The 15,528-nt window shown below is 59.0% G+C and carries 23 protein-coding genes; 12 read left to right on the top strand and 11 right to left on the bottom strand.

Annotated features, from left to right (window positions below):
* The first annotated feature begins 119 nt into the window (after positions 1-119).
* The 5 genes from soxC to ACP2YP_RS32020 all read left to right on the top strand — a co-directional run bounded on the left by soxC (position 120) and on the right by ACP2YP_RS32020 (position 3,585).
* Positions 120-1,391: a sulfite dehydrogenase gene (gene soxC, locus ACP2YP_RS32000; RefSeq protein ID WP_426420193.1), complete on the top strand. Its 1,272-nt coding sequence runs from the start codon at positions 120-122 to the stop codon at positions 1,389-1,391.
* Positions 1,378-1,923: a c-type cytochrome gene (locus tag ACP2YP_RS32005; protein ID WP_426420194.1), complete on the top strand. Its 546-nt coding sequence runs from the start codon at positions 1,378-1,380 to the stop codon at positions 1,921-1,923. The genes soxC and ACP2YP_RS32005 overlap by 14 nt, the downstream gene beginning before the upstream one ends.
* A gap of 10 nt (positions 1,924-1,933) precedes the next feature.
* Positions 1,934-2,404, top strand: coding sequence for a DUF302 domain-containing protein (locus ACP2YP_RS32010; protein ID WP_426420195.1), 471 nt, complete (start codon positions 1,934-1,936; stop codon positions 2,402-2,404).
* Between the two features lie 34 nt (positions 2,405-2,438).
* A complete protein-coding gene (locus ACP2YP_RS32015) occupies positions 2,439-2,624 on the top strand; it encodes a hypothetical protein (RefSeq protein ID WP_426420196.1) in 186 nt (61 codons plus the stop codon).
* A gap of 463 nt (positions 2,625-3,087) precedes the next feature.
* Complete coding sequence (locus ACP2YP_RS32020; RefSeq protein WP_426420197.1) at positions 3,088-3,585, top strand: arsenate reductase ArsC; 498 nt, start codon at positions 3,088-3,090, stop codon at positions 3,583-3,585.
* A gap of 155 nt (positions 3,586-3,740) precedes the next feature.
* Here the strand turns inward: ACP2YP_RS32020 and ACP2YP_RS32025 are convergent, their stop codons facing one another.
* Both ACP2YP_RS32025 and ACP2YP_RS32030 read right to left on the bottom strand, forming a co-directional pair.
* Positions 3,741-4,025 carry a DUF2934 domain-containing protein gene (locus ACP2YP_RS32025; protein WP_426420198.1) on the bottom strand — a complete coding sequence of 95 codons (285 nt, stop codon included), beginning with the start codon at positions 4,023-4,025 and terminating at the stop codon, positions 3,741-3,743.
* Positions 4,026-4,164: 139 nt separating this feature from the next.
* Positions 4,165-4,332, bottom strand: coding sequence for a DUF2934 domain-containing protein (locus tag ACP2YP_RS32030; RefSeq protein WP_426420199.1), 168 nt, complete (start codon positions 4,330-4,332; stop codon positions 4,165-4,167).
* A gap of 1,356 nt (positions 4,333-5,688) precedes the next feature.
* On the opposite strand from ACP2YP_RS32030, the gene ACP2YP_RS32035 reads away from it, so the two are divergent.
* Positions 5,689-5,901 (top strand): hypothetical protein, encoded by a 213-nt coding sequence (locus ACP2YP_RS32035; RefSeq protein ID WP_426426330.1) that lies wholly within the window; start codon positions 5,689-5,691, stop codon positions 5,899-5,901.
* A 110-nt stretch (positions 5,902-6,011) separates the two neighbouring features.
* On the opposite strand, the gene ACP2YP_RS32040 is transcribed toward ACP2YP_RS32035, so the two are convergent.
* The 5 genes from ACP2YP_RS32040 to ACP2YP_RS32060 all read right to left on the bottom strand — a co-directional run bounded on the left by ACP2YP_RS32040 (position 6,012) and on the right by ACP2YP_RS32060 (position 10,401).
* Positions 6,012-6,653 (bottom strand): NrsF family protein, encoded by a 642-nt coding sequence (locus tag ACP2YP_RS32040; protein ID WP_426420200.1) that lies wholly within the window; start codon positions 6,651-6,653, stop codon positions 6,012-6,014.
* A gap of 507 nt (positions 6,654-7,160) precedes the next feature.
* Positions 7,161-7,661, bottom strand: a complete 501-nt coding sequence (locus tag ACP2YP_RS32045; RefSeq protein WP_426420201.1) for a DUF302 domain-containing protein — start codon at positions 7,659-7,661, stop codon at positions 7,161-7,163.
* A 189-nt stretch (positions 7,662-7,850) separates the two neighbouring features.
* Positions 7,851-8,552, bottom strand: coding sequence for a DUF1223 domain-containing protein (locus ACP2YP_RS32050; RefSeq protein ID WP_426420202.1), 702 nt, complete (start codon positions 8,550-8,552; stop codon positions 7,851-7,853).
* A 367-nt stretch (positions 8,553-8,919) separates the two neighbouring features.
* The gene (locus ACP2YP_RS32055; protein ID WP_426420203.1) at positions 8,920-9,678 is read right to left on the bottom strand and encodes a hypothetical protein; all 759 of its coding nucleotides are present in this window, start codon (positions 9,676-9,678) and stop codon (positions 8,920-8,922) included.
* A 321-nt stretch (positions 9,679-9,999) separates the two neighbouring features.
* The gene (locus tag ACP2YP_RS32060) at positions 10,000-10,401 is read right to left on the bottom strand and encodes a VOC family protein (RefSeq protein WP_426420204.1); all 402 of its coding nucleotides are present in this window, start codon (positions 10,399-10,401) and stop codon (positions 10,000-10,002) included.
* Between the two features lie 297 nt (positions 10,402-10,698).
* Here ACP2YP_RS32060 and ACP2YP_RS32065 point away from each other — a divergent pair, with 297 nt between their 5' ends.
* The 3 genes from ACP2YP_RS32065 (at position 10,699) to ACP2YP_RS32075 (ending at position 12,573) form a co-directional block, all read left to right on the top strand.
* Positions 10,699-10,863 (top strand): hypothetical protein, encoded by a 165-nt coding sequence (locus ACP2YP_RS32065; protein ID WP_426420205.1) that lies wholly within the window; start codon positions 10,699-10,701, stop codon positions 10,861-10,863.
* Positions 10,864-11,047: 184 nt separating this feature from the next.
* Positions 11,048-11,437, top strand: a complete 390-nt coding sequence (locus ACP2YP_RS32070; protein ID WP_426420206.1) for a hypothetical protein — start codon at positions 11,048-11,050, stop codon at positions 11,435-11,437.
* Positions 11,438-11,748: 311 nt separating this feature from the next.
* On the top strand, positions 11,749-12,573 hold the full coding sequence (locus ACP2YP_RS32075) for a hypothetical protein (RefSeq protein ID WP_426420207.1): 825 nt from the start codon (positions 11,749-11,751) through the stop codon (positions 12,571-12,573).
* 30 nt (positions 12,574-12,603) lie between these two features.
* Here the strand turns inward: ACP2YP_RS32075 and ACP2YP_RS32080 are convergent, their stop codons facing one another.
* From ACP2YP_RS32080 to ACP2YP_RS32095, 4 genes are read right to left on the bottom strand one after another with little or no spacing between them, the layout of a single operon-like run.
* Positions 12,604-12,753 carry a tetratricopeptide repeat protein gene (locus ACP2YP_RS32080; RefSeq protein WP_426420208.1) on the bottom strand — a complete coding sequence of 50 codons (150 nt, stop codon included), beginning with the start codon at positions 12,751-12,753 and terminating at the stop codon, positions 12,604-12,606.
* A gap of 16 nt (positions 12,754-12,769) precedes the next feature.
* Positions 12,770-13,051, bottom strand: a complete 282-nt coding sequence (locus tag ACP2YP_RS32085) for a tetratricopeptide repeat protein (RefSeq protein ID WP_426420209.1) — start codon at positions 13,049-13,051, stop codon at positions 12,770-12,772.
* A 25-nt stretch (positions 13,052-13,076) separates the two neighbouring features.
* Positions 13,077-13,235 (bottom strand): hypothetical protein, encoded by a 159-nt coding sequence (locus ACP2YP_RS32090; protein ID WP_426426478.1) that lies wholly within the window; start codon positions 13,233-13,235, stop codon positions 13,077-13,079.
* A 2-nt stretch (positions 13,236-13,237) separates the two neighbouring features.
* Entirely contained in the window at positions 13,238-13,438 is a 201-nt protein-coding gene (locus ACP2YP_RS32095) for a 4Fe-4S dicluster domain-containing protein (RefSeq protein WP_426420210.1), read from the bottom strand.
* A gap of 8 nt (positions 13,439-13,446) precedes the next feature.
* Here ACP2YP_RS32095 and ACP2YP_RS32100 point away from each other — a divergent pair, with 8 nt between their 5' ends.
* The 3 genes from ACP2YP_RS32100 (at position 13,447) to ACP2YP_RS32110 (ending at position 15,480) form a co-directional block, all read left to right on the top strand.
* Positions 13,447-13,863 (top strand): helix-turn-helix domain-containing protein, encoded by a 417-nt coding sequence (locus tag ACP2YP_RS32100; protein ID WP_426420211.1) that lies wholly within the window; start codon positions 13,447-13,449, stop codon positions 13,861-13,863.
* A gap of 392 nt (positions 13,864-14,255) precedes the next feature.
* The gene (locus tag ACP2YP_RS32105; RefSeq protein ID WP_426420212.1) at positions 14,256-15,179 is read left to right on the top strand and encodes an aminotransferase class I/II-fold pyridoxal phosphate-dependent enzyme; all 924 of its coding nucleotides are present in this window, start codon (positions 14,256-14,258) and stop codon (positions 15,177-15,179) included.
* 1 nt (position 15,180) lies between these two features.
* On the top strand, positions 15,181-15,480 hold the full coding sequence (locus tag ACP2YP_RS32110) for a hypothetical protein (protein WP_426420213.1): 300 nt from the start codon (positions 15,181-15,183) through the stop codon (positions 15,478-15,480).
* The last annotated feature ends 48 nt before the right edge of the window (positions 15,481-15,528 follow it).

Genomic DNA, 15,528 nt, shown 5'->3' on the forward strand with positions numbered 1-15,528 from the left:
CGCCAATGCTCACTCGTTCTAACACAACCTAACGAGCAATCGTCGCAGCGTTCATTCAATATCTCGACATCAAAGGGCTCGGGATTTTTCAAAAGACACGATTGCCAACGGGAGATCGTATGACGTCCAAGACACCAGTTGATGTATTGCCGCGACCCGCGAGCGTGTCGCGGCGAGGTTTTGTCGGAGGTCTGTCTGCGGGCATTTTGGGCGCGGTCGCGACCGAGGCGGCCGGTGCCGAGACGCTCGCCGACGTCCCGGATCGCGGGCCTGGCGCCGATCTCAGCGCTCACAGTGAGCGATCCCGTTTCGCCAAGATCGATCGCATCCCGGAGTCAACACCGGGCAAGCGCAACATCGACCCCAGCGATGCCATCAATTCCAAGACGCCGCATCAGAAGCTGGTGGGCAACATCACGCCGACCGATCTGCATTACGAGCGCAGCCATTCTGGCGTGCCCGATATCGATCCCGCGCAGCACCGGTTGCTGATCCATGGCATGGTCTCGAAGCCGCTGGTTTTCAGCGTCGACGATCTCAAGCGAATGCCGTCGGTCTCGCGCGTGGTCTTCATCGAGTGCACCGGCAATGGCTGGGAGAACTGGAAAAAGGCGGACCCTGATCTGACGGTCCAGAACACGCACGGCCTGGTCAGCACCAATGAATGGACCGGCGTGCCGCTCAAATTCCTGATCGACCTCGTCGCCAAGGACAAGGCCTCGACCTGGATGCTGGCGGAAGGCGGTGATGGCGCGGGCGTCGACCGCAGCATTCCCCTCATCGACGAGATCGTGAACGAGGCTTTCGTCGCCTATGGGCAGAACGGCGAGCCGTTGCGGCCCGCGCACGGCTTTCCGATGCGGCTGGTGATGCCGGGGTTCGAGGGCAACCTCAACATCAAATGGCTGCGCCGCCTCAAGTTCGGCAACGCGCCCTGGATGACGCGCTGGGAGACGGCGCGCTACACGCAGCTGCTGGCAGACGGCAGGGCACGGCAGTTTCAGCTGCGAATGGACACCAACTCCGTCATCACCCAGCCCTCGGGCATGATGCAGATCCAGCCGGGCTACAACCGCATCTCCAGTCTCGCCTGGAGCGGCCACGGCAAGATCGCCAAGGTCGAGATCTCGACCGACGGCGCGAAGACCTGGACTCAGGCGCAATTGAGCCAGCCGGTACTGTCCAAGGCGCAGGTCCGTTTCCAGATGGATTGGGCCTGGGACGGCAAGCCGACCAGGATCGTGAGCCGCTCGACTGATGAGCAAGGCAACGTGCAGCCGGACCGGCAGACCTTCATTGCCGCGATGGGGAGCAACGCGCTGTTTCACTACAACGCCCAGCAAACCTGGAGCATCGACGAGGCCGGGAGGGTTCGCAATGTCCTCGCATAGCAAGAGACTTGCAGGCGTGCTCGCGATCGCCCTGCTCGCCTCACCCGCTTCTGCCTTCGATTTCGGGCGTCCGGCGACGCCGGCCGAGATCAAGCTGTGGGACATCGACGTCGGACCTGATGGCAAGGGCCTGCCTGACGGCAGCGGCACGGTCGCGCAAGGCAAGCAGATTTTTGCGGACAATTGTGCGGCCTGTCATGGCGAGAACGGCCAGGGCGGCATCAAGGATCGTCTTGCCGGCGGACAGGGCACGCTCGCCTCGAACATGCCGGTCAAGACCGTCGGCAGCTTCTGGCCCTATGCGACGACCTTGTTCGACTACATTCATCGCGCCATGCCGTATCCGACGCCGGGCTCGCTCAGCACCGACGAGACCTACGCCGTCACCGCCTACATCTTGAGCCTCAACGGCATCGTTGCCGCTGACGGCAAGGTCGACAGGGAATCCTTGCCGAACATCAAAATGCCCAATCGCGACGGCTTCATTCCGGAGCCGGAATTCGATCCGGCGCGGTTGTTCCACAAAAAATGAGATCGCAATCATGAGACTCTCGCCACTGGTCAGGATCATCGTTTTGATTGCAGCGACATGTTTATGGGAGGCGCAAGCCATGGCCACGGACGGACTCATCACCATCAAGAGCGCCTTCGGACCTGCGGACACGATGCAGCGGCTCGAGGCCGAGGTGAAGGCCAAGGGCCTTACCGTGTTTGCCCGTGTCGATCACGCCGCGGGTGCGGCCGCCGTCGACCTGAAGCTGCGGCCGACTGATCTCCTCATCTTCGGCAACCCCAAGGGCGGCACGCCGTTGATGCAACAGGCGCAGACTGTCGGCATCGACCTGCCGCTGAAGGCGCTGGTCTGGCAGGACGAGCAAGGCGCGACCTGGCTGTCCTACAACGATCCGGCCTATCTCGCCGACCGTCACGGCGTCGGCGAGCCGGCCAAGGCCGCCGTCAACGCGATGACGGCGGCGCTGCATGCGATCGCAACCAAGGCCACCACACCATAGCGCGAGGACCGCGCCTTATTCCGAGGAGAGGCCCATGACCAGCACCGACAATCAGTCGACTGGCGGCAAGCCGATCACCATGGCCATCAACGCGCTATTCGGCTTCCGAACCGATGTCGGCCTCGTCATGGCGATGACCGTGCTCGCGCTCGTGCCGGGAATCGCGATGATCTATTTCGTGCGGAATCATCTCGCAAAGGGGTTTGTCATCCGGACGTGATAGCAAGCCCGGGTCGCTGCGCTTCAGCGCCGAAGCATTGCGGGACCTGTACGCTGTGTTGCAAGCTTCTCGATATCGAGGAATTGAACAAACCCCGACACCGACGGTGTGATATTACAGGCTCGGAACCTGGGCTGCACGCCATTTTTGTGCTTGTCGATCCAGGTCGGCCGCATCCCTTGAAAGGGGAACGTTTCTATTTGAAACTGAAGGCATGGGCCCGGGACGCGGTTCGCGCCCATGGGCAGGTGATCGTGCGAGTTGGTCAAAGCTCATCTGGTTCCGGCTACCGCCCGACCGAGCATTTCCCTTTGCTGATCTTTAACTGTGCCGCCCACGTCAGACCCGCGAGGCCTCTCGGACGACCTTGTCGGCTACCGAGTCGCAACGTTTGGTCAACCCCGCCCGGGGATAGTGGAGCAGCGTCGTTCGCGGGCGACGTTCTGGATGACGGTGCTTGACCATGACCGACCGACCTTACAACGTGCTGTTTCTCTGTACCGGCAACTCGGCGCGCTCGATCATGGCGGAAGCGATCCTGAACAGGATGGATGCGGGATTCCGTGCCTATAGCGCCGGAAGCAACCCCAAGGGGCGGGTCCTTCCGGAGACGTTGCGGCAGCTGAAAGAGCGCGGCCACCGCGTTCTGGGATTCCGCTCGAAGTCTTGGGTGGAATTCCTCGGCCCGGGGGCGCGGCAGCTCGATTTCGTGATCACCGTCTGCGACAACGCCGCCGGCGAGGCCTGCCCGATCTGGCCGGGCCAGCCGATCACGGCGCATTGGGGCATCGCGGATCCGGCCGCAACGACGGGCTCGCCTGCCGAGATCGCAGCGGCGTTCGAGCAGGCCTATTGGCTGCTGGACCAGCGCATAGAAGCGTTCACCGCGCTCCCGCTGCGTTCGCTCGACCACGTCGCGCTGTCCGGCCGGCTGAGGGAGATCGGCCGCATGTCGGCATGACGGCGCGGCGCATCCAGCCCGCGGGCTTCTCGAACAGTACACCGAGCCCCTGGCGACCAGGACCATGCTGCGGAGGCGATCGACAGCTATCGACTTATCGAAGCCGCTAGGGTGAAGAACCCGGCGGCTTCCTATTTTGTCGCGAGAAGCCGCCGCTATCGCTGGGAGCCGTCCGGGCGCCTCCGCTCGTCGTGTTCGTCTTCGATCTGCCGTTCCGCTTCGAGCCAGAAATCCAGGTCGCGATCGGCCGGACGACCGGCCTGCTCCCACAGCTCGTAGGCGCGTGCGCGCACCTTGCCGCGCCGCATCATGCGCAGCAGCTTCCGGCTCATCTCCTCGGCGAAGCTTCTCAAGCGATGGACGGTGGTTTCGTCTTTGACGAGCGCGGCCGTTCGGGTCGCGAGTTCGATCTGGTGCTCGATCTTCTGCTGTTCGTCCACGGCAACATTGCCCTTTCGAACGGGCCTGCACCCCGGCCCGTGCCGCTCAAAAATGCATAACTCCTTTTTGGAAAGCTCCGTTCCTTCCACACGCGCGGATACGCCGAAATTCCGTCTCATGCCAGGTCACAGCGTATCGTCACAGCGTATCCGGCGTCCGCAGGGGGTTCGACCTGTCCTCGTTGCGCAGCTCCTGCTCGGCCGCGTGCCAGAACTCGTCCTCACGGCCCTCGGGCTTGCCGGCGCGCTCCCACAATTGGTGTGCGCGCTCCCTGATCTCTTGCTCACTCGGCTCCGACACTTGCATCTCCTGTCATGAAGCGCAGCCCCACCTTGGGGGGCTATGGGGGCTGGGGGGTGGGGCCACGCAGGCCAGCCATTGGCGGCGAGGCTGACCCACTGATTCAAGCTCCGATGATGTCGAGAGTTCCTGGGGCAGCGCGGTCGCCGAAGGATTTCATCTTGACCGGCGACTTTGCGGCGCGCTCGGTTTTCAAACAGCAGACGCGCCTTGGCGCCCTCGCGGCGGATTGCGCCCGAGCTTTGCTTCGTCTCGCTGCCCGCTTAGCCAAGAGGGCGCAGGGAAGGCCGGGTGCTGACCTCGCACCCGCGGTCCGCTGCGCGAAAGTGTAGCGCAAGGAGACCGCACAGCAGCATACAGGTGGTGCCAATCACTCGGCCTTCCCTGCGCGATGGGTTGACGGCTTATGCCGCGCTCTCCCGGGAGCCGAGTTCGTTCTGGCCTCCCTCGCTTCGCGAATTGACAATGCGGTTGACCCGGTTGGGCGCTCCACACCTCCGCGACAGCTTGACCGTAGCAACGACGGCCAGGACCACACGGTTTTGCCGTACGCACGGCTCGCTTGTTCGCCGCAGTTTTCTTAGGCCCTGTCGACAAGGCCAAGAACCCGCCGGCGAGACGAACCTGACAGCGCCGCTCGTCGACACGCGGTTTCGGGCTCACAGGGACTACCCGCCCTGCCCGCTACCATCGCACCCAACGCTGCCCGCGTCCACCGCAAGCCCGGCTCGCGAAATTGACGACACGAGATCGCCCCTCAAGGATGAGCCGGGATGTCGCAACACATACGCCATTTCCGAATTTCGGTAAAGTGGAATATTTTTGCAGGGAGGGGTTGACGGGGTGGCGTGGTGTTTTGCCCGACGGGTCGATCAAGAGATCGGATGCTAAGACGGCCGACTGCTCCGAGTGGCGTTGCCTAGGGGAGACGAAGGGCAACCTAGGAAGTCGCTGAAAAACAAGCACACATTGGCTTTGCTGCGAGATTATTGCTACCATCGAATGCCGCCTGATCTTCATCGCCGATCAGGCCGACATCGTGCTCGGCCGCACGGGGGCCTCTTTCATTTGTAGGCCGAAGGCGGATCGGGTGGGAGTTCGATCCTCTCACCGCCCTGCCAATCCGCCAAGGCGGCCAATGCATGGTCGAACCTTGGCGAGTCTTCTGCTAATGTTGCCTCGTTGAAGTTCTCAGGGGAAATGAGCATGCGCATCCGATTGGCTGTTTGTGCAGCTGCTTTTCTAGCCGTGAGCACCGCAGACGCATCAGCGCTATCGATGAGCTTTCGCTGGTGTGGGTCAGGGTCTCCCGTGTTCTCGTTGAGCCGCGTGCCAAAAGGGACCACAACACTGCAATTCCACATGGTCGACCTCAATGTCCCAAGTTTCAACCATGGTGGCGGGACGGTCGCCTACAACGGCCAATCGACAGTCCCTTGCGGTGCCCTGACGAACTATACGCCGCCGAGCCCACCAAGCGGCAGCCACTCGTATCAAATCAACGTCACGGCGTTCGGTGCGGGGAACGCTGAGCTAGGCACAGCCACTTTCATGAGAAAATTCCCTGAAAAGTAGCTTTGGTGCCCGCGACCGTATCGATGTTGTAGAAGTGCACGTACGATAGAGATGATGGCCGGAAATCCGGCGTGCACGGCAGCAGCCCAAGATCATAGACGCCAGCCGAATCACCAGCGAAAGAGCCTGGCTAATATTGACCGGCCGACAAGCGTCACAATACCACAGCCCACCGTGTACCAAACGGCGATGTAGAGTGCATCGTCGGATGGACACGCGAAGACAAACACGAAGGCTCCCCACGCAGCAGATCCAAGCGCGGCTGCGAGCGACGTTCCAAGCCGATCCGTCGGGGCACCGCGTCGAATAAGAATCCCCATGGCAACAACGGAGGGCACGGCCAGCGCCACCATCTTCCACGTGCACTGGATGCCCATCGTCCAATCGAGTCGTTTCAACAACTCGCTAAATCCGTCCTGCATCGAATCGACAAGCCAACCGGCAGCGAAGATTACTGCGACGCATATCGCCAACCATCGCAGGCCTGCGCGTGGAGATCGGGTGGGATCGGCCGACAACAGGGCGACCGTCACACCGGAAACCGCAATTACGCCCATGCTGGCCATCTTCCACCAGAACGAGGGCATATACATTGCGTGATGCATGTCAGGCCGCGTCAGCCCCGTCGCAAAAAAAACGAGAAGCTCAACAAGGCCCACGACGCAAAGGATGATCGCATCGCGGAGTATGCTTCGCGGACGCACCGGCTCAAAATCGCGAAACAGCGCCTCAATGAGTGCTTCAGTGCGCATCGCCGTTCCTTCAGGCCAAGGCCGCAATTCGCTTCACGCCGTAGCGAATATTGACCTTAGGCAGCGGCTCTGACTGCCTGGTTGCTCCCTAGGCGTTTCGACGTTGTGAGCCCAACGGCGCGCTAACCCGATCTGAGCCTCTTCTGCGGGCCTCAATCCGTTCGACATTGTTTGAATACCGGACCGGCCATAACATCTTCTCCACGTTCGAGAAGTTAAATATCATCACTCGGAATATCCGCCGACCCCGCCTTTGAGCGATGGAACGATCTGCAGCGAGCCTCGCGCGCCAACCTACACCCTTCGACTTCTTGAGGTTATTCGTTAGGGCGGAGCGTTTCGTTACACGCGGCGGTACCGCTTCGGATTGAATTTAAAGAGGCCGACGCTTGCTGAGACGGCCGCGTCGATCTTTACCCTCGACGAACTTCGTGAGGATCATCTGCGCGGCCATGCCGGTCAACGCCGATCGGTGGCTCCTATGGGGTGGGCCCTAGCCACAAACCTCTATTCTGCCGATGTTGCATTTGCGGCAAGCGCCTTGAGTGCATCGGAAATGGCGCGAACCGTATCCTCCGTTCCGGGAGCGCCGCCGTGGCGTCGCACGAGCCATTCCGGATCATTGTACGACAACCAGATCGTACCTTTCTCGTCTTGCCAAACCAAAGCCTTGAGCGGCAGGTCAATCCCGACGGTCTGATCGGACCGCATTAATGGCGTGCCGCCTTTTGGATTGCCAAAAATCAGAAGATCAGTTGGTAGAAGACTCAAATTCACCTGTGCGGCTTGCGCAGAATGATCGATGTGAGCGAACACACTAAAACCTTTGGCTTTCACCGCGGCTTCGAGCCTTTGCATTGTCTCCCTTGGACCGTAGTGGCTCTGGATTGTAATCAGTCCTTCCGCAGCAATAGCTTTGGCTTCAAAAATCGGCAGCCATATCAAGGCAAACGCTATCGCAAGTAGCGATCGATTTCTAAGCGTCTGCGTGCCGGCTGCTACTGCCATCAACGATCTCCAACAACTGATATTTATTGGCGCGGTCTCGCCCCGCGGAGCCGCACTTGTTAAGGTCGTTTTCGCGCGGGATCTCGAGCGACCCGTAGGAGAGGAGGCTCCGGGAATTAAGGCATTTGACAGCCAAGTGCTGCCCTGGGCGCAGAACTCGATCGCGAATGGAAGGTTGAGAAGCGTTCCTCAGGTTGAACCGGAAGAGAGACGGCCAGCTGCCAAGATCTTTCCGTCCGAGGATTCAATTACGACCGCCGCGTCCTGGCCATCCGGGTAACGCTCACTGATCTCAAGCGGCTTTCCGGACCATTCACCGACTTGACGGATCGATCGAACAACATTGGATTCCGCGAGCGTCCGACCTCCGTTCTCGCCGCGACCAATTTTGGTGGTGTGCTCATGGTCGAAACCGATCAGGAGCACCTTTCCATTTCCTTTGCCAGATCCGATCCTGATCGCAACGTTATCCCCGTCTTTCCCGACGCCCACGTCAGGTCCTGCGAGCTGGCTCCGTTTGGCCCGTGCGATAGCCACATTGACCTCGTCCCGACGCGAACCAACCAGGCCCACCGAGCCGTCGATCACCATTTCGGGGGTATAAGACCCGTCACCAAACCGATGACCGTACCGGTCTTGTCGCTCCGTCGCAGCTTCGAGAGAGAACGGATCTCTCCAACCAAGACGGTTCCAGTAAGTGACATGGAACGCAAGGGGCAAGACATCAGATCTTCCCTTGGACATCTCATTAAGGAAAGCGTTCGCCGGCGGACAAGACGAGCAACCCTGTGATGTGAACAGTTCCACGACGACCGGACGTTCCCCCGCCGATGCCATCACCGGCAAAAGGCCAAGGGCAAGACCAGCCACAATCGGAATGCGCAGCGCCATAGCGATCCTCCAAAGGAATGGTGTTCAACTGTCCTTCGTCCAGCGGATCGCTTCGTTACGGATCTTGCCAACACGAAATGGTGAGCTCCGCGGCATCCTGGTCTGCGACCAGGACAGCGTGCGATGCGCAACAGAAGCGGCGAACCCGAATGTCACGCATTACGGTGCATTACGGTGTCACCGTATTTTTGGATCTGAAGCGGAGCAGAGGCATCGATTTCGAAAAACAAGCGCCCTTGCTGGAGGCAAGTCGCTATTTCACGAGCGACTTGTGTAGAGGGCGTTCGACCCGTCACCCGCTTCAATAACACTCTTAAATTGGTTGTGCTTTCAAGGAATTTGATACTGCTCCAATCGGCCGCCAACATTAAGCCCCCTCGCAGATCGAATGCATTTTTTGACCCAGCTCTTCAACGGTTAGAAAGTCAGCGATCATTTGCACATGGAAGGCGACTTGCCCGGTTGTCTCCCTTATCGAATGAGTAATGAAAGGTTGAAACTCGAGAAGCTCATTTTGTAGCGCCGCCAAGGTCTCGTACTCGATAGCGTTCAATGTGTTTAACGCTTCCGCGATTTGAGCCGTGAGAGCGTTATATGCGTCGATGTTTTCCGGGCGCACTCTCTCCGGAATGTATAGCGGTATTCGATGGGCAAGAGCATCCCGATACTCGACGACGTAAGCGAACCATTGATCTAAACCGGTCAGATATGCCTGCGTCTCCTGACTTAATGACTTTCGCACCTCCGTATTGTGGCTGCGAAGGCCAATCCTTCTTCGATCAATTCGATCCGCTAGGCCGGTCTCGTGAGCCCACACCCAGGCAAGGTTGTCCACGCATCCATAGATATTCGCGACAAAGGCCTGGATGTTGATCTGAGCGTCGGCGATTATTGCAGGTGAAACCTTGTTAGACGTGCTCGGCGGAATCATTTCGAACACGTTCCGAATGCACCTTTCTAGAATTCGAACGCGTCGAACGAACCCATGATGCGCAAATTCCTGTGCGAGGGCACTCTTATACGGGTGATAAACATAGCGCAGGACAATTCCGTCGGTTCGAGTACCAACGGTCCGAAACTTGCGGTCAATATCAGCGAGCGTCTCTTCGTTGAATAGACTGGCCAACACGCCCTCGTTCTGCGTTTTCCAGGTTAAACCCCGGAATTACGGTGCATTAAATTAGGCCGCCCTTTATTTCGGGCGGCCCCTGATCAAGCGAGGGAGCACCGAAGCCTCAGAACTCGGACGACCGCGATGGCGAATGAATTAAGTGCAGTACTGTCGTCGTAATTCGTGATTCTGACCATCGGTCTGCCCGCGATCTGGACGATCTTTTTTTGACCTTGATGAAGTACGTAGGATGGGTAGAGCGAAGCGAAACCCATCAAGGCCGTCACTAAAAAACGGACATGGTGGGTTTCGCAAGTGCTCTACCCATCCTACGTACTACGTCCGCCCAATCAGCTGAGCGATCTCCCAGACATGACCTGAGGGGTCGGCGAAGGATGCGGTTCGCCGTCCCCATGGACGGTCGATCGGGCCATTGAGCAGATCGACACCAATCCCCCGAAGGGCGGAGCACACCTCATCAACGTCAGCGACCCTGATCGTCAACAGTGCGCGGGCCCCGGCGGAAGACGGCCCAACCGGCAACGGCTCGACGAGCGGAGGCGCCTGAGACATTTCGAGAAGATTGATCAGGAGCCCGCCGAATCTCAATACAGACGAGACGGCATCCTCCCAGACTGTCTCGGATGTGAAAACCTTGGCGTAAAACGCCTTCGAAGACGCAATGTTGTCGACGAACAGCGTGATGACTTCAACTTCGCTTGGCAGACCATTGACCATGTCGTCCCACTCCCCACCGTTACGGCGCGTGCTCTCGTGAGCCAACACGAGCGGTGCGCCGTTCGAATATACGCGATACCATGCATCAGGATCAGCTGATTTCTGCCGAGCTATCAAACGGGAGCTTGGGGAATGTGGTAGCGGGAGACCGCTACCGCCTCTCCCCACACCACCCGGCTGAACTCAGACACTCGATCATCAGAAGGATGATGTCCACGCGCGGGGGCCACCCGTAGATTTCCCAAGTGCTGGCCACTGGACTAACTGGTTAACTAGGTGCCCGTCGAGCGCCGCACCATGAAAACACCGAAGCCCAAGCAATGGGCCCAGCAGGAAGTCCGGCGATTGGTCAAGCTCGCCCGGCAGGGAGTTGGCGCATCGAAGATAGCCGCCGAACTGGGCCGTCACGCCGGCTCGGTCAGGCGAATGGCGCGGACGGTGGGAATACTGTTGAAGAAGTAGCCGCCGCGGGCACGCGCGAGAGGGACGCCACAACGTTGGTTGCGCTGCGCACTCATCAAGTGGTGCTCGCGTGCGGGATTTCAGCCAGAGAGGCGCGGGCGTCCAGGCCTTTTCGACACCGGAGGAGCCCCCGATCCGTTGCAGCGCAATGCGCGGCATCGGCCGCGGCTAACTCTTTATATCCATGGCTTTCTCACCGCAAACGCTCGAAGTTCTCGGGATCAAGCGAAGCCAACTCTTTCTGGCGGAGGCCGCCATGGGTCGCTCACCCTCTATCGTGCCGCATGCGTCAGTCAACCATGACATCTATCTTGTGCTCGAAGACTTCGGCGCCCGCCTCGGGTGTGCCTGGTGCGAGACTGCCGAGGAGGACGCAAATCGCGCCACGCTGCTGCGGCACCTGGTCGAGGGCCGATACGAACATCCCATCCGCATCGTTGCCTTCAATCCGATAGAGGGATGGTCGCGCGATGTGACTACGGACATCGCTGATGAGATTCGCCGCGGTTTCGTCGAACTCGATGACGTGGCGCCATCTCTGCTGGAGTTTCTGGACAGAGCGGCCGGCCACTGATGAGGCGGGCGCGTCCGCCCGCCAGCGCAGCGTTGGCACAAATATCGACATTCACGGATGGCCGATCATCAAAGAGCCTCCCCCTAGTCCATGCCATTGGATACGGGTTTAGCGGTGGTTTCGCCTCGGATATCCCGATCCAATGCTGCTGCCCTTGTCCTCAATTGACATAAGGCTCGCTTGTCGGCACGGTTTACATCCGCGTCCATGCTGGAACGATTTACGGATCTGTCGGCGTAGACCCAAGCGCGCAGCGTGCATAACGACCGTCTTATTGATGCCCCGGGCGGCACAACCGCTGAAGTTAAGAGATGGCTCCATCGAGAACGGATACCGGCCGATTTAATCGCGAGATGCGGGATGATCCGTTCCGCACTGATCCGGACGCCGCCGCTCATCCACCGGCGGACGATCACGTCGATGAGGACCGAGAGCCGCAGCCACGCGCCGACCAGAGCAACAACTATGCGCCCATAATTCACCCGCCCCACGAGGCCCCCGCCTTGTCATCTGCGCACTTCGGCTCCGGGCTGGAGCAGCCCAGACGGGTGAGCGCAATTGCGAATTGGATGCTGCGGGGACGCCGCATCTGGCGCGAGCACCTCCAGCGCGATCAACTCCCCGAGACGACCGGAGGGTCGATGGGAAACATCGAGCGCTGGTTACTCGCATTGCTGAGCGTTCTCGTCATCGTGAGCTGCGTTTGCGCGACTATTGCCTTCACGCAGGTCACCTCGCTCAAAGCGGAGATCGCTACGCTGCAACGCGAGATCATCGCGCTCAAGCTACGCGTAGCCAGGCTCGATCAGATCGCAAGCACCAATGAGGCACGCGACAAGCCAGGCAGTGAAGCACCCAAGCCGCCGGCCGAGAATCGTCCTGACCAGGCTGTTCTCACCCTATCGCGCGAAGAGCTTCAGCTGATCCGCGACTATATCAAGCCTGCTCCAGTTGCGGGCCAGCCTGAGCCGATCAAGGTCGGCGATCCCGTCACGGGAGAAACCATCCCCTTCCCTTCTCCGATCACGGAGAAGGTGCGTAAACTGCTTGGCGCGAGATTTACCATTCGTAACGGCGTCATCGTCATTACCCGAAACGGCAGCCATTACGCTGATGTTGTAATCGGGCCCAATTGACGAGAGGCGGCAATGCCCGCTCGCAATATCCTAACTATGGTGATTATTCGGCGGCCTTTCAATGAACCGCCGGCTGCCATTGAGAAGCTCAAGGTTGTTGGCGATCACCGGATTGCCGGGATCGAGCGAATAGGCCTTCTCAAACTTCCGCCGCGCCGCACTCAGATTGCCGCGCAGCATGTACGAATATCCCTGATCATTGAGGAACGGTTTCGCCTCCGAGCCGGATCGCTTGGGCGTAAGCTTGGTCCGCAAGATCGAACCGACGGATTCGATCATAGCTCGCAGCGAGCCCAATCCAGGCCGTCAGGTCCTTCGGCGATTTCTCGACGGCGTCCTTGAAATAGCGCTGAGCGAGCCCGTAGCTTCCACGGTTGAAGTGCTCAAGCCCAACTCTCACCGGCTCGTCGGACGGGTAGTACTTGACGTCGGTCGGCTCCTGCACGGGGTCGCCGCCCGGGGGATCGACGGGGGCCACGATTGCGGCCTCCCTCGTTGTGTAGTCACACGCCGCAAGGCCCGTTCCTAACCAGCAACAGGTCAGCATTAAGATGATGCGCCGCATAACCCATGATGGCGACGCGGCGTTCGGCGGGGTCGGCGGCCCGAAGCCGCTCGTCGGCGTCTTCGAGATCGTCGTAGGATTCGAACGGGCTCGACATGATCACCTCAGCAGATAGGGAATGTTGACGGTGACGGCTCCGGTCGGACAATCGGCCTCGCAGGGCATGCAGTACCAGCACTCGTCATGGGCCATGTAGGCCTTGCCGGTCATGTCGCTGATGCGCAGCACTTCGAGCGGGCAGACGTCGACACACACGGTGCAGCCCTTGTCAGCGATGCATTTGGCGTCGTCGACGACCACCGGAACCGATGTCTGACGAGATCGTGGGAACTCACATCCTCGACTTAGTGGCTGTGTCGAGTGCCAACACCACGAGGAACGCTCGAGCTCGTGTTTCGTCCTCCAAAGCGACTATCCTTATCAGCATTCGTACTGCCGTTGAATCAAGGCTAGCCGATCCTGATCTAGACGCGCAAACCGTAGCCGATCTGGTCGGCATCAGCGTTCGATACGCCAACAACCTGCTTGCCGAGCAAGACACCTCGATCGCACGACTAATTTTAGCGAAAAGGCTTGCCCGTTGTCGGTATGCGCTTGAAGATCCAAGTCACGCACATCGAACTGTGAGCGAGATCGCGTATGGCTGGGGATTTTCCGATATGACTCACTTTGGACGCCGCTTCAAGAAGCATATGGAATCCTGCCCAGCGAATATCACAAGCTAGCCAAACGGTCAGGACACAGCGGTAGACATAAACCGTAGCCGCGCCGCGGCATAGATCGGCAGGCGCGATATGGTCGTGACCTCGCCGCGGTACGCGTCGAGTCCGCGGTGCCGTTGAGCGTCCAGGCGCCGCTGCTCGAGCGCAAGGCCGTTCTGAAGGCGCTGATTGCCGGAACGCAGATCATCGCCTATAGCGAGCACTTCGATATGGACGGCGCGCTGCTTTAGGTAAAGTATGCACACGGGCTGTTACGAACGGCCTAGGGCAGCGTGGGGCGCAGTTCGACCGCAGTCACCTTGCCCTTTGCCAATCGAGTGGCATGCACCTTCATATGGGTACGACACCGATCTGGGACCGTAATTTAAGGGATTTGCTTGCAAGAATTTACTGAAATGGCCAAGTGGCTTGTTGATCAAAATTTGCACGATGGAGATCCAGTTGAATCTTTGCCCACTCCGGCCTTTCTGGCCAATGGAAGAAAATATATTTCTTTCAGCACCAACAACTATCTATCAATTGCGACTAGCGCTCGGCTGATCAGTGCAGCAACACGGGGGCTAGAAACCTACGGCCTAGGAAACTGCGAGTCACGGCTGCTGACCGGAAACCTGGCAGTGTACAGCGACCTTGAGCGCAAACTTGCAGTCTGTAAGAAGAAGGATGCCGCGGTTCTATTCGCCACGGGATACATGGCGAACTTAGGAGTTTTGTCGTCTCTTCCGCAAACGTCCAAATATGCTCGCATATACGGATTCACCAGCGCGCGGGAATATACGTACGCTTATTTTGGGGACCAATTGAATCATGTCAGTATCCGTGATGGCATCCGCATGTCCGGAGCCGCGCGGGCAACTTATCGTCACCTTGATCTCAACCACCTTGAAGCACTTCTCAAGAAATCAACCGCCACAACCAAAATCATCGCCACGGATGGGGTCTTCAGCCAAGACGGCGATATTGCCCCTCTACCCGACTTATTGCAGCTTGCCGAACTCTACGACGCGACACTTTATGTAGACGATGCTCACGGGACTGGAATACTTGGTGAAAACGGTGATGGAATTTGCGAACATTTCGGTGTCACAAGCGCACGCATCATTTACATGGGCACGCTCAGTAAAGCCTATGGCGGGATTGGTGGCTTCATTGCCACGGAGGCTCATATTGCCGAGATCATTCGTCTAGCCTGCTCAGCCTATGGATTCACGTCGACATTGCCACCGGATCAAGCGGTCGGTGGACATGGTCGTAGACGAACCCGAACGTCGTGTTCGCTTGTGGAAAAATCAGCGTTACTTCGTCGCAAGGATGTCTGAATTGCCCTATCCGCTCGTTTCGATGGACTCGCCGATCGTCCCAATTCTGATCGGAGATGAGGATGCCGCTGACGCTCTCGCGCTTTCGCTTGGTGAGTCGGGCATCCACGTCGATGCCGTTCGTTTCCCTGCGGTCCCCTTGGGCAAAGCGCGCCTTCGCATTCAACTCAATGCTGGGCATACCAGCCACGATATTGATCAGCTCATCGACACATTACGGGCGCACCAGCATCGTGCGTCCACACTCTTTGCATCAACCTTAGTTGCGACAAAAGCAAAGCTCGGCGAAGAGCGCTTTTGATTTTCTACCAATACCACTCCCAAAGGCCTGACCAAGTCGAAAAAGCGC

The sequence above is a fragment of the Bradyrhizobium genosp. A genome, assembly GCF_049949275.1.
Lineage (GTDB): Bacteria > Pseudomonadota > Alphaproteobacteria > Rhizobiales > Xanthobacteraceae > Bradyrhizobium.

Excerpts from the sequence above, each read along its gene's own strand:
- ACP2YP_RS32040 (WP_426420200.1), bottom strand. The coding sequence starts at position 6,653 with ATGCGCACTGAAGCACTCATTGAGGCGCTGTTTCGCGATTTTGAGCCG.
- ACP2YP_RS32065 (WP_426420205.1), top strand. The coding sequence starts at position 10,699 with ATGAAAACACCGAAGCCCAAGCAATGGGCCCAGCAGGAAGTCCGGCGA.
- ACP2YP_RS32105 (WP_426420212.1), top strand. The coding sequence starts at position 14,256 with ATGGCCAAGTGGCTTGTTGATCAAAATTTGCACGATGGAGATCCAGTT.
- ACP2YP_RS32060 (WP_426420204.1), bottom strand. The coding sequence starts at position 10,401 with ATGGTCAATGGTCTGCCAAGCGAAGTTGAAGTCATCACGCTGTTCGTC.
- ACP2YP_RS32030 (WP_426420199.1), bottom strand. The coding sequence starts at position 4,332 with ATGCAAGTGTCGGAGCCGAGTGAGCAAGAGATCAGGGAGCGCGCACAC.
- ACP2YP_RS32020 (WP_426420197.1), top strand. The coding sequence starts at position 3,088 with ATGACCGACCGACCTTACAACGTGCTGTTTCTCTGTACCGGCAACTCG.
- ACP2YP_RS32080 (WP_426420208.1), bottom strand. The coding sequence starts at position 12,753 with ATGCTGCGCGGCAATCTGAGTGCGGCGCGGCGGAAGTTTGAGAAGGCC.
- ACP2YP_RS32015 (WP_426420196.1), top strand. The coding sequence starts at position 2,439 with ATGACCAGCACCGACAATCAGTCGACTGGCGGCAAGCCGATCACCATG.
- ACP2YP_RS32045 (WP_426420201.1), bottom strand. The coding sequence starts at position 7,661 with ATGGCAGTAGCAGCCGGCACGCAGACGCTTAGAAATCGATCGCTACTT.
- soxC (WP_426420193.1), top strand. The coding sequence starts at position 120 with ATGACGTCCAAGACACCAGTTGATGTATTGCCGCGACCCGCGAGCGTG.
- ACP2YP_RS32075 (WP_426420207.1), top strand. The coding sequence starts at position 11,749 with ATGGCTCCATCGAGAACGGATACCGGCCGATTTAATCGCGAGATGCGG.
- ACP2YP_RS32010 (WP_426420195.1), top strand. The coding sequence starts at position 1,934 with ATGAGACTCTCGCCACTGGTCAGGATCATCGTTTTGATTGCAGCGACA.
- ACP2YP_RS32070 (WP_426420206.1), top strand. The coding sequence starts at position 11,048 with ATGGCTTTCTCACCGCAAACGCTCGAAGTTCTCGGGATCAAGCGAAGC.
- ACP2YP_RS32005 (WP_426420194.1), top strand. The coding sequence starts at position 1,378 with ATGTCCTCGCATAGCAAGAGACTTGCAGGCGTGCTCGCGATCGCCCTG.
- ACP2YP_RS32035 (WP_426426330.1), top strand. The coding sequence starts at position 5,689 with ATGGTCGACCTCAATGTCCCAAGTTTCAACCATGGTGGCGGGACGGTC.
- ACP2YP_RS32050 (WP_426420202.1), bottom strand. The coding sequence starts at position 8,552 with ATGGCGCTGCGCATTCCGATTGTGGCTGGTCTTGCCCTTGGCCTTTTG.
- ACP2YP_RS32090 (WP_426426478.1), bottom strand. The coding sequence starts at position 13,235 with ATGTCGAGCCCGTTCGAATCCTACGACGATCTCGAAGACGCCGACGAG.
- ACP2YP_RS32100 (WP_426420211.1), top strand. The coding sequence starts at position 13,447 with ATGTCTGACGAGATCGTGGGAACTCACATCCTCGACTTAGTGGCTGTG.